We start from the raw sequence: 15,925 nt of genomic DNA, 5'->3' as shown, positions 1-15,925 counted from the left end.
ACCAATACTTAACGGGTTGGTGCGGTTATTTCCATTAGCGGACACTCCTTCCATCTTTAAGGAATTGGATGGATGGATACGTAGAAGACTGCGAATGTGTCAATGGAAAGCGTGGAAGAAACCGAAGACAAAGATACGTAACCTGATCAAGCTAGGCGTCCCACAATGGAAAGCCTATGAATGGGGTAATAGTCGAAAGGGTTATTGGCGTATCTCCAACAGTCCAATATTAGACAGAACCCTTGGCAACGCATATTGGAGTCACCAGGGGCTTAGAAGTCTACAAAAATGTTATGAATTCTTGCGTTACAAATCTTAATTGAACCGCCGTATACGGAACCGTACGTACGGTGGTGTGAGAGGACGGAGGTTCATCGCCTCCTCCTACTCGATTCATTTTCATTTTGAAATGTTCTTTGTACACCAAAAGAGAGACTCACCAAGTTTTTGGCGATGACTGATGTTTTGTCCCAGACACTTTTTAATTTCTTTCCCGTTCTAATCGAAAAATGATGTCTTTGTCAGGTGTAACGAATAGAGTAGATTGATGATCATAAATAACAAAGCCGGGTTTTGCGCCATTTGGTTTACGAACGTGTTTCATTTTTGTATAGTCTACCGGAACAGATGATGAATCTTTTGCTTTAGAATAATAGGCGGCAAGTTGAGCAGCTTCTAAAAGCGTCTGTTCACCGAAAGACGAAGAGCGAATGACAACATGTGACCCGGGAATATCTTTCGTATGAAGCCACGTGTCTTCTTTGTGGGCGACGCGATTCGTAATATATTCATTTTGCTTATTATTTTTTCCGACGAGAATCGGAATGCCTTCACTGGATAGAAAAGTTTCATAAGATGGACGCGATTGTTTTCTTTTCTTTTTGGTCGTGCTTCTTTTTTTCAAATACCCTTCTTCTCGTAGTTCCTCCCGAATTTCTTCAATATCTTGTAGAGATGCGGATTCCAACTGTTGGATCAGCTGTTCAAGATACCGAATTTCTTCTTTCGTTTCTTCCATTTGTTTTTTTGTCATCACAAGAGAAGTTTTTGCTTTATTATATTTCCGAAAATAATGTTGGGCGTTTTCAGAAGGAGATTTTTCTCGGTCGAGAGGAATCGTAATCGTTTTTCCTTCTTCATCGTAATAATCGACGACTTCAATGGATGTTTCTCCCCCTTGCAGCAAGTGAAGATGCGCCGTTAATAGTTCCCCTAATTTTTGGTACTGATCCATTTGTTTCGCAGCGGACAGCGTTTTTTCGAGCTTTTTCAGTTTCCGCTTATTTTTTTGCCACTCGTTCCGAAGCAGTCGTTCCATGTCGTTTGCTTGTTGTTTGACCCGATCTCTTTCTGCTTTTCCAACGAAAAAACGGTCTAACATTTCTCCTACATGCTCAAATGTCTTTACTTTTCCGTCAACATGAGTTAAAGCGATGACAGAATAAAACTCTTTTTTATCGTTTTCAACAATTTGAGGATCATAGCGATGTTGTTTGATTTGTTGCATCACGGCAACGAACGTTTTTGCCAATTTTCTTCCGTGACCAAGCCCGGCCCGGTGAACAATTTCTTTTGCTGATTGAGGTGAAATACCTTCAAACGCATCCACTAATTGTTTGTCCAGTCTTCCGCTGTTCATATCTAATTTTTTTAACACGGCCTCTTCATCCGCTGTAAGAGGATTCAATTTTTGTTGTTTCGGAGGTTCGATATATGTTCGTCCCGGTAAAATGGTACGGTGCCGATTGACGGACGGAGGGATATGTTTCATGCTATCCAAAATAAGATTGGTTTCTGGATCAACTAACAGAATGTTGCTATGTTTTCCCATCAATTCTACGATTAAATGCTTCTTTCGCACATCCCCAATTTCGTCTTTTCCTTCGATGACAAATGTCACTATTCGTTCTAAACCATCTTGTTTCATATCTATTAATCGACCGTTTTCGATATGTTTACGCAGCATCATGCAAAACATCGGAGGTTCTTCCGGATTGGTCATTTTTTCCTCTGTAAGATGAAAACGAGCGAAATGGGCATTCGCCGATAACAACAGTTGATAATTATGGCGGTTTGCGCGAATGGTGAGAAGAAGATCCGTGTCGTGAGGTTGTCTCACTTTCGTAATGCGACCGTTTTTGATTGTATGTTCACATTCATGTAATACAGCTCTCATCATCATTCCATCAAAAGCCATTGTGTGCCATCCTTTTCTCTTTTTATATTCCGTTTAAAGTCCATTTATTATATCATGTTTTTTTATTGTCTGAATAAGATGTAGGGACGAGAGATGAAGAGGTGAATGGGATGAAATGGCACCAGCAATCAAAAGACGCATTGGCCCAAATTTTTCAAGTAAACGTAAAAGTAGGTCTTTCCCATAAAGAAGTGAAAAAGCGTCTAGAACAAGTGGGCTACAATAGATTGGAAGAAAAAAAGAAAGAATCACGCATTCGTTTGTTTCTTCGTCAGTTTCAAGACACGATGATTCTTTTGTTGTTAGGGGCAACATGTATTTCTTTTTTCCTCGGGGAATACATCGATGCGATTACGATTATGGTTATTGTGCTTTTAAACGGTGTCCTCGGTTTCATCCAAGAACAAAAGGCGGAAAAATCGTTAGAATCATTAAAAAAATTAGCGTCACCAACGATGAAAGTAAAACGGGAGGGAGAGTGGTTGGACATCCCTTCGGAAGAAATTGTACCAGGGGATATCGTTCGTTTGCAAGGTGGGGATAAAGTAAGTGCAGATATTCGTTTAATCGAAGCAAATGAGTTGTATGCAGAAGAATCTGCCCTCACCGGTGAGTCAGAATCAGTAGCAAAACATGCTCATGTTCTGGAAGAAGACGAGCTTTCCATTGGGGAAGTAAAAAATATGGTATTTAAAGGAACACTTCTTACAAAAGGACATGCTCATGGAATCGTCGTTTCTACCGGAATGAAAACGGAAATGGGTAAAATTGCTCATTTATTATCCACCTCGGAAAAGAAAGAGAGTCCATTGGAACAGCGGCTATCTCGTCTAAGTGGTATCTTTATAGTTGGGGCGTTGTTTCTTACAACGTTGGTCGTTGTGGTGGGGATGCTGCAAGGATTGCCGACCTATGAAATGTTGCTTTCCGGTGTTTCTTTAGCAGTGGCGGCAATTCCCGAAGGATTGCCCGCCATTGTGACGGTCGTGCTGGCACTAGGTGTACAGCGGATGATGAAACAAAAAGCAATTGTTCGTCATTTGCCTGCGGTGGAGACGTTAGGATCAGCTTCTGTAATTTGTTCTGACAAAACCGGAACGATTACACAAAATAAAATGACCGTAACAACCCTTTGGAATGGCAACGTCTGGATGGAAAAACAAAACGAGCAGTCATTTCCGCTAGCTTCTGCAAAAAACGTATTAACCATCGGGTTTTTATGTAATCAAGCAGTGATGGATCAATATCGAAATAACTCTCTTGAGAGGAAAAAGTTTCATGGCGACCCAACAGAGGTCGCGCTAGCAGAAGCAGCCATTGCCGCTAATATAGATTGGAAACAATTGTTATCCACGACTCAATTCATCGATACGATTCCGTTTGATTCAGGACGAAAACGAATGTCTGTGATTGTAAAACAAGGCAATGACTTGTTCCTACTTACAAAGGGTGCTCCAGATGTGTTATTGGAGCGTGCAACTCATATCGAGCAGAACGGGGAAAGAGTGCGCCTCACTTTGCAAAAGAAAAAGGAATGTGAATATATTGTGAGTCAGATGGCAAACCGTGCTTTAAGAACAATTGCCGTTGCCTATCGCCCTCTTTCTTCCCTTCCGACAATGAATAAGGAAGAAGTAGAAAAGGACTTGACCATCGTTGGTATACAAGGGATGATCGATCCTCCTCGACCTGAAGTGAAAGATGCGATTAAAGAATGCCGACAAGCCGGCATTAAAACAATCATGATTACTGGAGATCATAAAGATACAGCCAAAGCGGTAGCTAAAGAGATTGGGTTATTGCCGTCTTATGGCTACGTTTTTACCGGAAAAGAATGGAACGGTTTCAGCGAGCATGAAAAAAGAGAAAAAATGCAGAAAACCTTTGTTTTTGCTCGAGTAAGCCCTGAAGATAAATTGGAGATTGTCCATGCTTTACAAAAACAAGGGCACATCGTTGCGATGACAGGAGATGGGGTCAACGACGCTCCTGCTTTAAAAGCCGCAAATATTGGAATTGCCATGGGAAAAACAGGGACGGATGTGGCAAAAGATGCCGCTTCTCTTATATTACGAGATGATAATTTTGCAACGATTCGTTCTGCGATCAAAGAAGGAAGAAATATTTATGAAAATATAAGAAAATTTATTCGTTATATGCTCGCTTCCAATGTCGGTGAAATTTTAGTGATGTTATTTGCGGTCGCCTTGGGGCTTCCTCTACCTCTTGTTGCGATTCAAATTTTATGGATTAATCTCATTACCGATGGGCTGCCAGCGATGGCGTTAGGACTGGACAATCCCGAACAAAATGTGATGAGAAGATCACCGAGAAAGCGAGAAGAAAGTATCTTCGCAAACGGCATCGGTTGGAAAATCATCAGTAGAGGTTTTCTCATTGGCGTGGTAACTTTAATCGCATTTATGATCGCATTAACGGAACAACCAGACAACCTTCTGCGGGGACAAACAATTGCTTTTGCAACCCTTGTGATGGCACAACTCATTCACGTATTTGATTGTCGCTCGCATTCCTCCATCTTTGATCGCTCTCCTTTTGATAATATGTATTTAGTGATTGCGGTATTGTCATCTCTCTTTCTTTTACTTGTTGTCATCTATGTTCCAATGCTTCAACCTATTTTTCATACGACTACCTTACCTGCCATTGATTGGTTTCTCATTGTTGGACTCGCAGCGATTCCAACCTTTGCCCTAGCAGGAAGACAATTATTCAAAAAAGAATAATAGGAATATCCTTGTTATAAAGAGAGATTTATCTTTTCATTCTCTTGTAGCAGGTGGTAAAATTGTTTAGAATAGGTTGATAGACGGATGTGATGATAAATGGTAGTGAGTATGACAGGGTATGGACAGAGTGAGATGGAGAATGAAGAAGGACGGATTGTGACAGAAATAAAATCCGTGAACCATCGTTTTCTAGACATTCAATTTCGCTTTCCAAGGGAATTGTCCATCTTGGAAAATGAGTGCCGAAAATATATATCGAAGAAAATGAAAAGAGGAAAGATCGATGTTCACATCACCATTGAAGGCTTCTCTCCATCTTTGAAAAAAGCTCGTATTGATTGGGCGTTACTCCAGCATTTTCTTGATCATGCGGAAGAACTCGAAAAACTCAATATTTTTGATTCCCGCTTGGATTTACAGTCATTTTTGTTTCATCCTGATATTGTGGTGATTGAAGAAAATGTCAACTTAAAGGATGAATGGAAGGAAGCCATTATGGAATCGGTATATCGAGCAACCGCTGATTTACTGGAAATGAAAGTAGAAGAAGGAAAACAGCTCCAAAATGATTTAGAAACGAGAGTGGAGCGTTTAAAAAGATGGATTTCTTCAATGGAAAAAGAAGCTCCCCTTGTCGCGCAACAATATCGCGAGCGCCTTCGTGAAAGAATACAGCAGCTGTTACAAGACCAATATGAAGTAGACGAACAACGTCTTTTAACGGAAGTTGCTATTTTTTCTGATAAAATAAATATTGAAGAGGAGCTAACGCGCCTTCGTTCCCATAGTGATCAGTTTCTACACGTCCTTCATCAAAAGGAACCGAAAGGGAGAAAATTAGACTTTCTCCTTCAAGAAATGAATCGAGAAATTAACACGATTGCGTCCAAAGCAAATCACATTCCATTGAGTCATCTCGCTGTAGATGTGAAAAGTGAGCTTGAAAAAATGAAAGAACAAGTTCAAAATATAGAGTAGTCAGCGAACGCATTTTCGTATATAATGTACAAAAATGGTTACAATAAGCGTAGCTGTCCTCTATAGTCGAAGTGGAGGGAAGAGAGTGAACATCAAATTGATTAATATTGGATTTGGAAATATCGTATCGGCAAATCGGATTATTTCGATTGTGAGTCCGGAATCCGCACCGATTAAAAGAATTATTCAAGAAGCACGAGACCGCAACATGTTGGTGGATGCCACTTACGGGAGAAGAACTCGAGCAGTGATTATTGCAGATAGTGATCACGTCATCTTATCTGCGGTGCAACCGGAAACCGTGGCGCAACGATTAAATAATAAAGATGATTTAACGGAAGAATCATAACCGTTGGAAAGGCGTTGGATGTTATGGTAAAAGACGATAAAGGGCTTCTTATCGTATTATCCGGACCGGCCGGAGTTGGAAAAGGAACGGTGTGCCGGGCTTTGCGAAAAATAGATACGAATATTGCTTATTCTGTATCTGCTACCACACGCCCCCCTCGAGAAGGCGAAGTGGACGGGGTAGATTATTTCTTTAAATCAAAAGAAGAATTTCGCAAGATGATTGAACGAAATGAATTGCTTGAATGGGCCCAGTATGTAGACAATTATTATGGCACTCCTCTTCAATTTGTCAAAGATACGATCGCAAAAGGAAAAGATATTATTTTAGAAATTGAAGTACAAGGTGCGAAAAAAGTAAAGGAAAAATATCCGGAGGGAGTATTTATTTTTCTCATGCCACCGAGTTTAGAAGAATTGCGTGAGCGCATTGTAGAACGTGGCACCGAAACAAAAGATTTGATCGAAAAAAGAATGAACGTCGCACAAAAAGAAATTGACATGATGAAAAATTATGATTACGTCGTTGAAAATGACGAAGTAGATGCGGCTGTGAAACGAATTCAGGCGATTGTTACAGCGGAACATTTGAAGAGAGAAAGACTCATGGATAAATATAAACGATTAGTGGAGGTCGAGTAAGATGCTGCAACCTTCAATAGATAACTTGTTAAAGTTCATTGATTCGAAATATACGCTTGTGACAATATCTGCCCGTCGTGCTCGGGAACTAAAAGATTTAGAAAAACAGCAAGGAGTCGAAAACGAGCGGGATACTTCTAAGTTAGTAGGTGTCGCTTTAGAAGAAATTGAACAAGGGAAACTAACCTATCGAAACAGCACGGAAGATACGCCAACCAACAACCTATAAATTAGGTTGTTGTTTTATTATGAAAGAGTGAGGGGGAGAAGCATGTTAAAAAATAAAAAGATAATGTTGGGGATTAGCGGTGGCATTGCAGCATATAAATCAGCCATATTGGCAAGTCAATTAACGCAACGGGGAGCAACGGTAAAAGTGGTGATGACGGACAACGCGAAACAATTTATTACACCGCTGACTTTCCAAGCGTTAACGAGAGAACGTGTCTATGACGATACATTTGCAGAAAGAGATCCGGAAATTGTTTCCCACATTGACGTCGTCGATTGGGCCGATTTTATCTTAATTGCACCTGCGACGGCAAACGTTATCGGAAAAATTGCTAACGGAATCGCTGACGATATGTTAACAACCTCTGTGTTGGCGTCAACTTGTCCGATCTATCTTTCCCCGGCGATGAACGTCAATATGTACAACAACCCTGCTGTTCAGGACAACATGGCGACATTAAAAAAACGAGGATACCATTTTATTGAGCCGGGAGACGGCTATTTAGCATGCGGTTGGGTTGGAAAAGGAAGAATGGCGGAACCATTAGATATTATCTCCTATTTAGAACAAAAATATGAAGAAGAGCAACCGTTCAGAGAGAAAAAAATACTCGTCACCGCTGGGCCAACTTATGAGTATGCGGATCCTGTCCGTATTTTCACTAACCCATCTTCAGGAAAAATGGGTTTTGCAATCGCGGAAGTCGCCGCATCCTTTGGGGCAGACGTCACTTTAGTATCAGGTCCTGTTCAGCTAAAAACTCCTCCTCACGTCAAGCGAGTCGATGTGACCACTGCAGAAGAAATGTACGAAGCGGTCATTCAACGCTATGATGACATGGATATTGTCATTAAAGCAGCGGCTGTGGCGGATTATAAACCGGTTACTGTCGACGAAAAGAAAACGAAAAAAGATGACGGCAAGACGGTAATTGAAATGGAGCGAACGAAAGATATTTTAGCCGCCCTTGGAGAGAGAAAGAAACATCAAATTCTTGTCGGATTTGCAGCTGAATCTCATGATTTGGAAAAATATGCAAAAGGAAAGTTAGAAAGAAAAAATTTAGATATGATTGTTGCCAATGATATTACGAGAACAAATGCCGGTTTTCGATCAGACACGAACGAAATGATATTGATCAAACGAAATGAAGACCCGATTTTTCTGCCGCTTTTAACAAAAAAAGAAACGGCAAAAGAGATTTTACGCCATGTTGAATCTATCATGCAGAGGACGGATAAGTAATGTATGCCAAAGTCATCGTAGACATCCCTGCTCTTTCTCTCGATAAAGCTTTTGATTACAAAGTACCGGAAAACTATCAACTTTTTATTCAAGTAGGAATGAGGGTGCTAGTCCCCTTTGGGAAGAGAAAAATTCAAGGGATTGTTTGGCAATTAACGAATGAGACGGACGTCGAACAAGTGAAAACCATTGCTGAATTACTGGACCCGTATCCCGTTTTGACGAACGAATTACTGCGGTTAGGAGAATGGTTGGCCAAAGAAACGACTTGTTTTTTATCTTCTGCTTATGGCGCGATGATTCCATCAGCGATTCGCGCGAAGCCAAAAAAAATGATTCAGAGACAGGTGAAAAAGGAACAATTACCACCCGTATTACAGGCCGTTTTTGCCAATAAACAATCCGTGTTATGGAAAGAACTTCCCAAAGAAGCAGCATTTCTTTCCACGTTAAAACAAGAAATAGAGCGTGGGCATGTCGTTGTTGATTACGTCTTGAAAAATAAAATAGAAAAGAAAACCATTCTTTGCGTTCGTTTGGTGAAAACTTATACTGACGAAGAAATCGCTAAAAGCATTCATCCTTCGGCAAAGAAACAACGAAAAATGTTAGAGTGGCTACAAGAACGGTCGGCGGAAGATTGGGTACCGGTCAAAGATGTATTAGCGCAAACAAATACATCTATGTCCGTCGTTCACACGTTAGTGGAGAAAGGGTTTCTTCAAAAAGAGAAGAGGGAAATTTATCGCGATCCTTATGAACATCGGAATTTCGAAGTGACAACCGCTTTATCACTCACGTCTGATCAAGCGCGAGTCTTAACAGACATCGAAAAAGCGATTACCGAAGAAAAAGCACGCACTTATTTGTTACGCGGGGTGACAGGAAGCGGGAAAACAGAAGTATATTTACAAGCGATTGAGCATGTTTTACAAAAAGGGAAAGAAGCCATCGTGCTTGTACCCGAAATATCCCTCACTCCGCAAATGGTGGAACGCTTTAAAGGAAGGTTTGGTTCTCTAGTTGCAGTTTTACATAGCGCTTTATCTCAAGGAGAAAAATATGATGAGTGGCGAAAAATTTTAAAAAAAGAAGTAAAAGTAGTAGTTGGCGCTCGGTCCGCCGTTTTTGCCCCATTTGAAAATATCGGTCTCATCGTCATTGATGAAGAGCATGAAAGTAGTTATAAACAAGAAGATCATCCTCGCTACCACGCACGGGATGTGGCCATTTGGAGAGGGAAGTACCACCGTGCCCCTGTCTTGCTAGGTAGTGCAACGCCATCTCTTGAGTCTTATGCAAGAGCGATGCGAAATGTATATCAATTGTTGGAATTGCCGTCGCGAGTCAATCGCCTCCCGCTGCCACACGTTGACATTATTGATATGAGACAGGAACTAAAAAAAGGAAATCGCACCCCTTTTTCAGAAACGTTATTTCAAAAGATGAAGGAGCGCTTAGAAAAAAAAGAACAAACCGTTCTATTTTTGAATCGGCGTGGCTTTTCGACATTCGTTATGTGTCGAACATGCGGATATACAGCGGAATGTCCTCATTGCGAAATCACTTTAACCTATCACCATACCGGTCGTCTCTTAAAATGTCATTATTGTGGACATGAAGAACCGTTAATCACGACATGTCCAGCATGTTCGAGTGAGCAAATTCGCTTTTTTGGAACTGGAACGCAAAAAGTAGAAGCTGAGTTAACCAAACTTCTACCGGAAGCGAAAGTCATTCGAATGGATGTCGATACGACTTCAAAAAAAGGCTCCCATGAAAAATTGTTACAGGCGTTTGGAAAAAAAGAAGCAGACATTTTACTAGGAACGCAAATGATTGCGAAAGGGCTAGATTTTCCGGATATTACGTTAGTGGGAGTTCTCGCAGCGGATACGCTATTACATTTACCGGATTTTCGGGCAGCAGAGCGAACATTTCAATTGTTAACACAAGTAAGTGGTAGAGCGGGGAGAGAAAAACGACCTGGAGAAGTGGTGATTCAAACATACAGCCCCGATCACTACAGCATTCAGCATGCAAAATCCCATGATTACATTCAATTTGCTCAAAGAGAAATGTATCAACGAAAAGAAACTGGCTACCCACCTTATTACTATATGACGCTCATTACGGTCGCTCACGAAGATGTCATGAAAACGATGAAAACAGCTGAAAACATTGCGAAATTTTTACGTCACCAACTCAGCTCGGAAACAAAAGTGTTAGGTCCGACTGTCTCCCCCATTGCCCGAATTAAAGATAGATATCGCTACCAATGCATGATAAAATACAGAAATGAACCTTCATTAAAACAGACGCTTGGGAAAATATTACAACACTATCAACAAGAAATAGAAAGAGAACATTTGCTCATTTCCATCGATAATAACCCACAAATGTTTATGTGACAAAACCCCGACGTTGTGTACGGGGTTTTTTAGAGAATAGGGTAAAGAAAGGGGAACGTCAATGAAAATCATTTTTATGGGCACACCCGACTTTTCTGTTCCGATTTTACGCGGGCTTATTGAGGCGGGATATGACGTATGTGCCGTTGTGACCCAACCGGATCGCCCGAAAGGAAGGAAAAAAATTTTGACCCCTCCGCCGGTGAAAGAAGAAGCAATCAAGCACGGGATTGAAGTGTTACAACCTCCGACGTTAAAAAATGAAGAAAGAGTAAATGAAATCATTTCTCGGAAACCGGATTTAATTGTGACAGCAGCGTACGGACAAATATTACCGGAAAAAATTTTAAGCGCACCTCCGTTTGGTGCCATTAATGTGCACGCTTCTCTCTTACCTAAATATCGTGGGGGAGCTCCGATTCACCAAGCGATTATTGATGGAGAGAAAAAAACCGGGGTTACAATCATGTATATGGTGAAAGAATTAGATGCAGGGGATATGCTCGCGCAGAAAGAAGTCGTCATTGAAGAAACAGATAATGTCGGTACACTGCATGATAAGTTAAGTATCGTCGGAAAAGAATTGTTATTAGAAACGATTCCACCGTTAATAAAAGGAGAGATTACACCGATTCCTCAAGATGAACAATTGGTAACATACGCACCAAACATAGAGCGCGGACAAGAAAAAATTCATTGGAATAAACCCGGAAAAGATATATACAATCAAATTCGGGGGTTGAATCCTTGGCCGGTGGCATATACGACCCATCGCGGTAAAGTGTATAAAATATGGAAAGGTGAAAAACGAGAAGGATACAGCGGTCATATCCCGGGAGAAATCATAAAAATAAAAGAAACGGAAATTGTTGTTGCCACTGGAGATGAGACCGCCATTGCGATGACGGAGATTCAACCGGCAGGTAAAAAGAAAATGCCTGTGGCTGATTTTCTTCGCGGGAAACATTCTTTCGAACAAGGAGATAGGTTAGGAGATGAGTAAAAAACCTTTACGTGTTCGTGATGTGGCGCTTTCATTGCTTGAACGCATTGAACGGGAACATGCTTTCAGCCACATTTTACTCAACCATACGTTAAATGAAAAACCTTTTCATGAGAAAGATAAAGCGCTTCTTACCGAACTTGTATACGGAACAATCAAGCGTAAAAATACCCTTGATTTTTATCTTTCCCCTTTCATTAAAAAGGGGATTCACTCCTTGGATAGTTGGGTAAGGCAGTTGTTACGACTCTCCGTCTATCAATTTGTCTATTTAGACCGCATTCCCCTCCGTGCGGTAGTACACGAAGCCGTCACCATAGCAAAAGTACGCGGACATGTCGGAGTGAGTAAATTTGTAAACGGGGTTCTCAGGACGTTTCTACGAGAATCATTGCCAACGACAGAGAAGTTAGAAGGAGTGGAAAAATATGCCATTGAATGGAGTCATCCGGAATGGTTACTAGAAGAGTGGATTCACGATTACGGTTTCGATGAGGCAAAAAAAATGGCAGAGACAAACTTGTTTCCAGCACCAGTAACCGTAAGGGTGAACCAATTACAATTGACAAAAGAAGAAGCGAAACGAGCGTTGGAAGAAGAAGGCTGTGAAGTAGAAAATGGCCATTTGTCCCCTGATGCGCTTCTGATTAAAAAAGGAAAGATTCCACAAACAAAAACATATGAAACCGGAGCGATTACCATTCAAGATGAAAGTTCCATGTTAGTCGCTCGTTTGTTGGACCCACAACCCGGGATGAAAGTCGTAGATGCCTGTGCCGCCCCAGGGGGTAAAACGACGCATATTGCTGAACGGATGGAAGATAAAGGAGAAATATATGCCTTTGACCTTCACCAGAAAAAAATGCAATTCATTGAAGAACAAAGGAAACGACTACACCTTACTTCGATAAAAACAAAAGCCCTTGATGCGAGAAAGTTGCCTGATTTTTATGAAAGGTGTTCGTTTGATCGTGTGCTTGTCGATGTTCCTTGTAGCGGCTTTGGTATTATCCGACGGAAACCGGAGATAAAATGGCAAAAGAAACCATCCGATTTAGAGAGATTACCGGACGTTCAATTGGATATTTTGGAAAAAGCTTCCGAACTAGTAAAAAAAGGTGGACGGCTTATATACAGTACGTGTACGGTAAGAAAAATTGAGAATGAAGCAGTGGTACGGGCTTTTTTAGAGAGAAATCACGGCTTTGATTGGGATGAAGAAGCGATGAAAAACTTGCCAACATCCCTTCAACCTCAAGTGAATCAAGGAGAGGTAACGATCCTCCCCCACCATTTTGAGACGGATGGATTTTTTATGGCAGCGCTCAGAAGAATGTAGCGGAAGTACGGATGCGATGATTTACAATGCATCAGATGACCAATTACGAGCGAAAAACAAGGTAGGTGGAAGTTTTCTGTGAAGACACTATTTGTAACAGATATCGGGTCGGTACGTGCCCATAACGAAGATGCAGGTGGAATATTTACGAACAAAGCCGGAGAATATTTAGCAGTGGTGGCAGATGGGATGGGAGGGCACCAAGCCGGTGATGTTGCCAGTCAAATGGTTGTAGATATGTTAGAACAAACATGGAAACCAATTGACGAACCCTTTTTGCCAGAGGAAGCGAATAAATGGTTAAAGGATGCTATTGATACGATTAACGCTAAAATTTATGAAACATCCCTCGAAAACAAGAAATTAGAAGGGATGGGAACCACCGTCGTAGCTGCAATATGCACAAAATCGTTTGTCGTCATTGTCCATATTGGAGATAGCCGAGCTTACGTATTAACGGAAGATACGTTTCAACAGAAAACAGAAGACCATTCCCTTGTCAATGAATTACGAAAAAATGGAGAGATTACAAAAGAAGAAGCAGAAAATCACCCTCGAAAAAACGTATTAACCAGAGCACTAGGAACGACGCCTGCAACGAAAAGTGATTCTGTTGTCATGGAATGGAAAGAAGGCGATGGTGTCATCCTTTGTTCCGACGGCTTAACGAATAAAGTGACAGAAAAGGAAATGGAAGAGGCGTTACGACACCATCCTTCCCTCGCATCTTGTGGGGAAGCGCTCGTTCAACTAGCAATTGATCGAGGTGGAGAAGACAATATTACGTTAGCCATTGTCATGAATGCTCCTGCTCAAAAGGAGCTGGTCTAATTGTCAGATTTGATTGGAAAAGTAGTCAGCGATCGTTATGAGATTTTAGAAATGATTGGCGACGGAGGAATGGCCCACGTATATAAAGGAAGAGATCGGATTTTAGAACGAATGGTTGCTGTCAAAGTACTGCAACCCCAGTATAACTCAGATGAAGAATTTATTCGCCGTTTTCACCGGGAAGCCCAAGCAGCGACAAGTTTATCCCATCCACATATTGTCAATATTTATGACGTTGGAGAAGAAGAAGATATTTATTTCATCGTCATGGAGTATATAGAAGGAGAAACGTTAAAAGAAAAGATTCAGCGAGAAGGCCCATTGCCGTTGGAAGAAACCGTACGGCTCATGTCTCAAATTTTAGATGCCATTCATCATGCTCACCATTACGGAATTATTCATCGAGATATGAAACCGCACAATATTTTGTTGACGAAAGAAGGAAACGCAAAAGTCACAGATTTTGGAATTGCCCGAGCCACTTCCGCCGCAACGATCACTCATACAAATTCTGTTATCGGTTCGGTCCACTACTTATCGCCAGAGCAAGCAAAAGGTGGTTATGTCAGCGAGAGATCTGATATTTATTCTATCGGTGTCGTTTTATATGAAATGGTGACGGGAACTCTTCCATATACCGGGGATTCTGCAGTAAGCATTGCGCTAAAACATTTACAAGAAACACTCCCACGTCCAAAAGAAAAACGTCCTGATCTTCCTCAAAGTTTGGAAAATGTCATCTTAAAAGCGACGTCGAAAAAACAAGAAGATCGCTATCATAGTGTCCTGGCAATGAAAATGGATTTGTCTACTTCATTATCGCCGGAACGTTCAATAGAGCCGATGTTTGTTCCTGCAAAAGAAATGGAACAAACAAAAACTTTTCAGGCGGTTCAAGATGAATCGAAGCAAAAGGAAGAGGACGTAGTCGAGACAAATAAGGAGACGTTCGTTGGGGAAGGAAAACCGAAAAAAAAGCGACGGCGCAAATTATGGATAGCGCTTTTTACATTCCTTTTCATTTTTATTGCTGGCATCCTTGCATTTACATTGATACCGAGTTTCTTACAAGTAGCAGATACAGAAGTGCCTGATACGGTTGGATTAACGGAAGAAGAAGCGATTGATTTGTTAGAAGAGCATGAATTAATAGCGGAGACAGAGAGAATGTATGACGATGAAATTGAAAAAGATGTTGTCATTAGTCAAAGACCTCAAGCGGGAAGAACGGTAAAAGTAGAAAGTCCCGTCACCTTGTACGTAAGTGACGGTCAAGAAGAAGTGGAAATGCCAGATGTCATCGGAATGAGCAGGAACCAGGTCGAAAACATGTTACAAGACTTTGATCACATAAAATTCAGTGGGGAAGAGCGCGCGGACATCCCCCCTGGACAAATTGTTGAACAAGAGCCGCAAGCTGGTGAAATGGTTGTTCCAAACGAAACAACTGTTTATTTAACTTATAGTGAACAACAACAATTTGCGATTCAAAGTTTAGAAGGGGAAACGAGACAAACGGTAGAAAATTATTTAGAAAGAACCGGTCTCCAAGGAACGTTTTCTGAACGACCTTCGGACACAGTACCGCCCGGACGTGTCATTGAACAACGACCAGCACCATATAGCATGGTAACGGAAGGAGCGGAAGTTCATATCGTCTTATCTTCCGGTCCCGAAGAAGAGGAGAAGAAGACGGAACAAATTGAAGCCGTCATACCAATTGAAGTGGGAGAACAGGAACAAGAAAGAGGCGACATATTTTCTATTCTCATTCTCTATGATGACGCAACGACTGATGGAGAAGAAGTATTCGTGGAGGAAACAATCTCGGAAACGACCACTTATCGCGTACCGCTTGTCGTCACTCCGGATCAAGATGGTGGATATACATTATATGTAAACGATGAAGAAGTACAATCGAATCGTTTTTCTTACGGCGAACAATGAGA

Annotated in this window: 12 protein-coding genes and 1 pseudogene; 12 read left to right on the top strand and 1 reads right to left on the bottom strand. The window is 41.3% G+C overall.

Annotated features, from left to right (window positions below):
• Positions 1-319 (top strand): annotated as a pseudogene (locus GJS40_RS11815) (group II intron maturase-specific domain-containing protein); the annotation flags it as partial.
• A gap of 162 nt (positions 320-481) precedes the next feature.
• Here the strand turns inward: GJS40_RS11815 and GJS40_RS11810 are convergent.
• Positions 482-2,197 carry an Rqc2 family fibronectin-binding protein gene (locus tag GJS40_RS11810; RefSeq protein ID WP_270898062.1) on the bottom strand — a complete coding sequence of 572 codons (1,716 nt, stop codon included), beginning with the start codon at positions 2,195-2,197 and terminating at the stop codon, positions 482-484.
• A 110-nt stretch (positions 2,198-2,307) separates the two neighbouring features.
• On the opposite strand from GJS40_RS11810, the gene GJS40_RS11805 reads away from it, so the two are divergent.
• The 11 genes from GJS40_RS11805 to pknB all read left to right on the top strand — a co-directional run bounded on the left by GJS40_RS11805 (position 2,308) and on the right by pknB (position 15,923).
• On the top strand, positions 2,308-4,944 hold the full coding sequence (locus GJS40_RS11805) for a calcium-translocating P-type ATPase, SERCA-type (RefSeq protein ID WP_270898061.1): 2,637 nt from the start codon (positions 2,308-2,310) through the stop codon (positions 4,942-4,944).
• Between the two features lie 99 nt (positions 4,945-5,043).
• On the top strand, positions 5,044-5,925 hold the full coding sequence (locus tag GJS40_RS11800; protein ID WP_270898060.1) for a YicC/YloC family endoribonuclease: 882 nt from the start codon (positions 5,044-5,046) through the stop codon (positions 5,923-5,925).
• 85 nt (positions 5,926-6,010) lie between these two features.
• Positions 6,011-6,274 carry an extracellular matrix/biofilm regulator RemA gene (gene remA, locus GJS40_RS11795; RefSeq protein ID WP_270898059.1) on the top strand — a complete coding sequence of 88 codons (264 nt, stop codon included), beginning with the start codon at positions 6,011-6,013 and terminating at the stop codon, positions 6,272-6,274.
• A 23-nt stretch (positions 6,275-6,297) separates the two neighbouring features.
• Positions 6,298-6,915 (top strand): guanylate kinase, encoded by a 618-nt coding sequence (gene gmk, locus GJS40_RS11790; protein ID WP_270898058.1) that lies wholly within the window; start codon positions 6,298-6,300, stop codon positions 6,913-6,915.
• Between the two features lies 1 nt (position 6,916).
• The gene (rpoZ, locus tag GJS40_RS11785; RefSeq protein ID WP_270898057.1) at positions 6,917-7,144 is read left to right on the top strand and encodes a DNA-directed RNA polymerase subunit omega; all 228 of its coding nucleotides are present in this window, start codon (positions 6,917-6,919) and stop codon (positions 7,142-7,144) included.
• 42 nt (positions 7,145-7,186) lie between these two features.
• Entirely contained in the window at positions 7,187-8,392 is a 1,206-nt protein-coding gene (gene coaBC / locus GJS40_RS11780; protein WP_270898056.1) for a bifunctional phosphopantothenoylcysteine decarboxylase/phosphopantothenate--cysteine ligase CoaBC, read from the top strand.
• Entirely contained in the window at positions 8,392-10,803 is a 2,412-nt protein-coding gene (gene priA, locus GJS40_RS11775) for a primosomal protein N' (protein WP_270898055.1), read from the top strand. The genes coaBC and priA overlap by 1 nt, the downstream gene beginning before the upstream one ends.
• A 61-nt stretch (positions 10,804-10,864) precedes the next feature.
• Complete coding sequence (gene fmt / locus GJS40_RS11770; protein ID WP_270898054.1) at positions 10,865-11,806, top strand: methionyl-tRNA formyltransferase; 942 nt, start codon at positions 10,865-10,867, stop codon at positions 11,804-11,806.
• A complete protein-coding gene (gene rsmB / locus GJS40_RS11765; RefSeq protein ID WP_270898053.1) occupies positions 11,799-13,145 on the top strand; it encodes a 16S rRNA (cytosine(967)-C(5))-methyltransferase RsmB in 1,347 nt (448 codons plus the stop codon). Before fmt ends, rsmB begins: the two co-directional genes overlap by 8 nt.
• Positions 13,146-13,223: 78 nt before the next feature.
• Positions 13,224-13,976 carry a Stp1/IreP family PP2C-type Ser/Thr phosphatase gene (locus GJS40_RS11760; protein ID WP_270898052.1) on the top strand — a complete coding sequence of 251 codons (753 nt, stop codon included), beginning with the start codon at positions 13,224-13,226 and terminating at the stop codon, positions 13,974-13,976.
• The gene (gene pknB, locus GJS40_RS11755) at positions 13,977-15,923 is read left to right on the top strand and encodes a Stk1 family PASTA domain-containing Ser/Thr kinase (protein ID WP_270898051.1); all 1,947 of its coding nucleotides are present in this window, start codon (positions 13,977-13,979) and stop codon (positions 15,921-15,923) included. It begins immediately after the preceding gene.
• Positions 15,924-15,925 lie beyond the last annotated feature (2 nt).

Origin of the sequence: Aliibacillus thermotolerans (genome assembly GCF_027853235.1) — a bacterium.
In the GTDB taxonomy this organism is placed as follows: domain Bacteria; phylum Bacillota; class Bacilli; order Bacillales; family Marinococcaceae; genus Aliibacillus; species Aliibacillus thermotolerans.
The sequence above is the reverse complement of the archived record's forward strand: the minus strand, read 5'-3'. Positions and strand labels throughout refer to the sequence as shown.

Coding starts and splice junctions, on each gene's coding strand:
- coaBC (WP_270898056.1), top strand. CDS start 7,187: ATGTTAAAAAATAAAAAGATAATGTTGGGGATTAGCGGTGGCATTGCA.
- gmk (WP_270898058.1), top strand. CDS start 6,298: ATGGTAAAAGACGATAAAGGGCTTCTTATCGTATTATCCGGACCGGCC.
- GJS40_RS11805 (WP_270898061.1), top strand. CDS start 2,308: ATGAAATGGCACCAGCAATCAAAAGACGCATTGGCCCAAATTTTTCAA.
- priA (WP_270898055.1), top strand. CDS start 8,392: ATGTATGCCAAAGTCATCGTAGACATCCCTGCTCTTTCTCTCGATAAA.
- fmt (WP_270898054.1), top strand. CDS start 10,865: ATGAAAATCATTTTTATGGGCACACCCGACTTTTCTGTTCCGATTTTA.
- GJS40_RS11800 (WP_270898060.1), top strand. CDS start 5,044: ATGGTAGTGAGTATGACAGGGTATGGACAGAGTGAGATGGAGAATGAA.
- GJS40_RS11810 (WP_270898062.1), bottom strand. CDS start 2,197: ATGGCTTTTGATGGAATGATGATGAGAGCTGTATTACATGAATGTGAA.
- rpoZ (WP_270898057.1), top strand. CDS start 6,917: ATGCTGCAACCTTCAATAGATAACTTGTTAAAGTTCATTGATTCGAAA.
- rsmB (WP_270898053.1), top strand. CDS start 11,799: ATGAGTAAAAAACCTTTACGTGTTCGTGATGTGGCGCTTTCATTGCTT.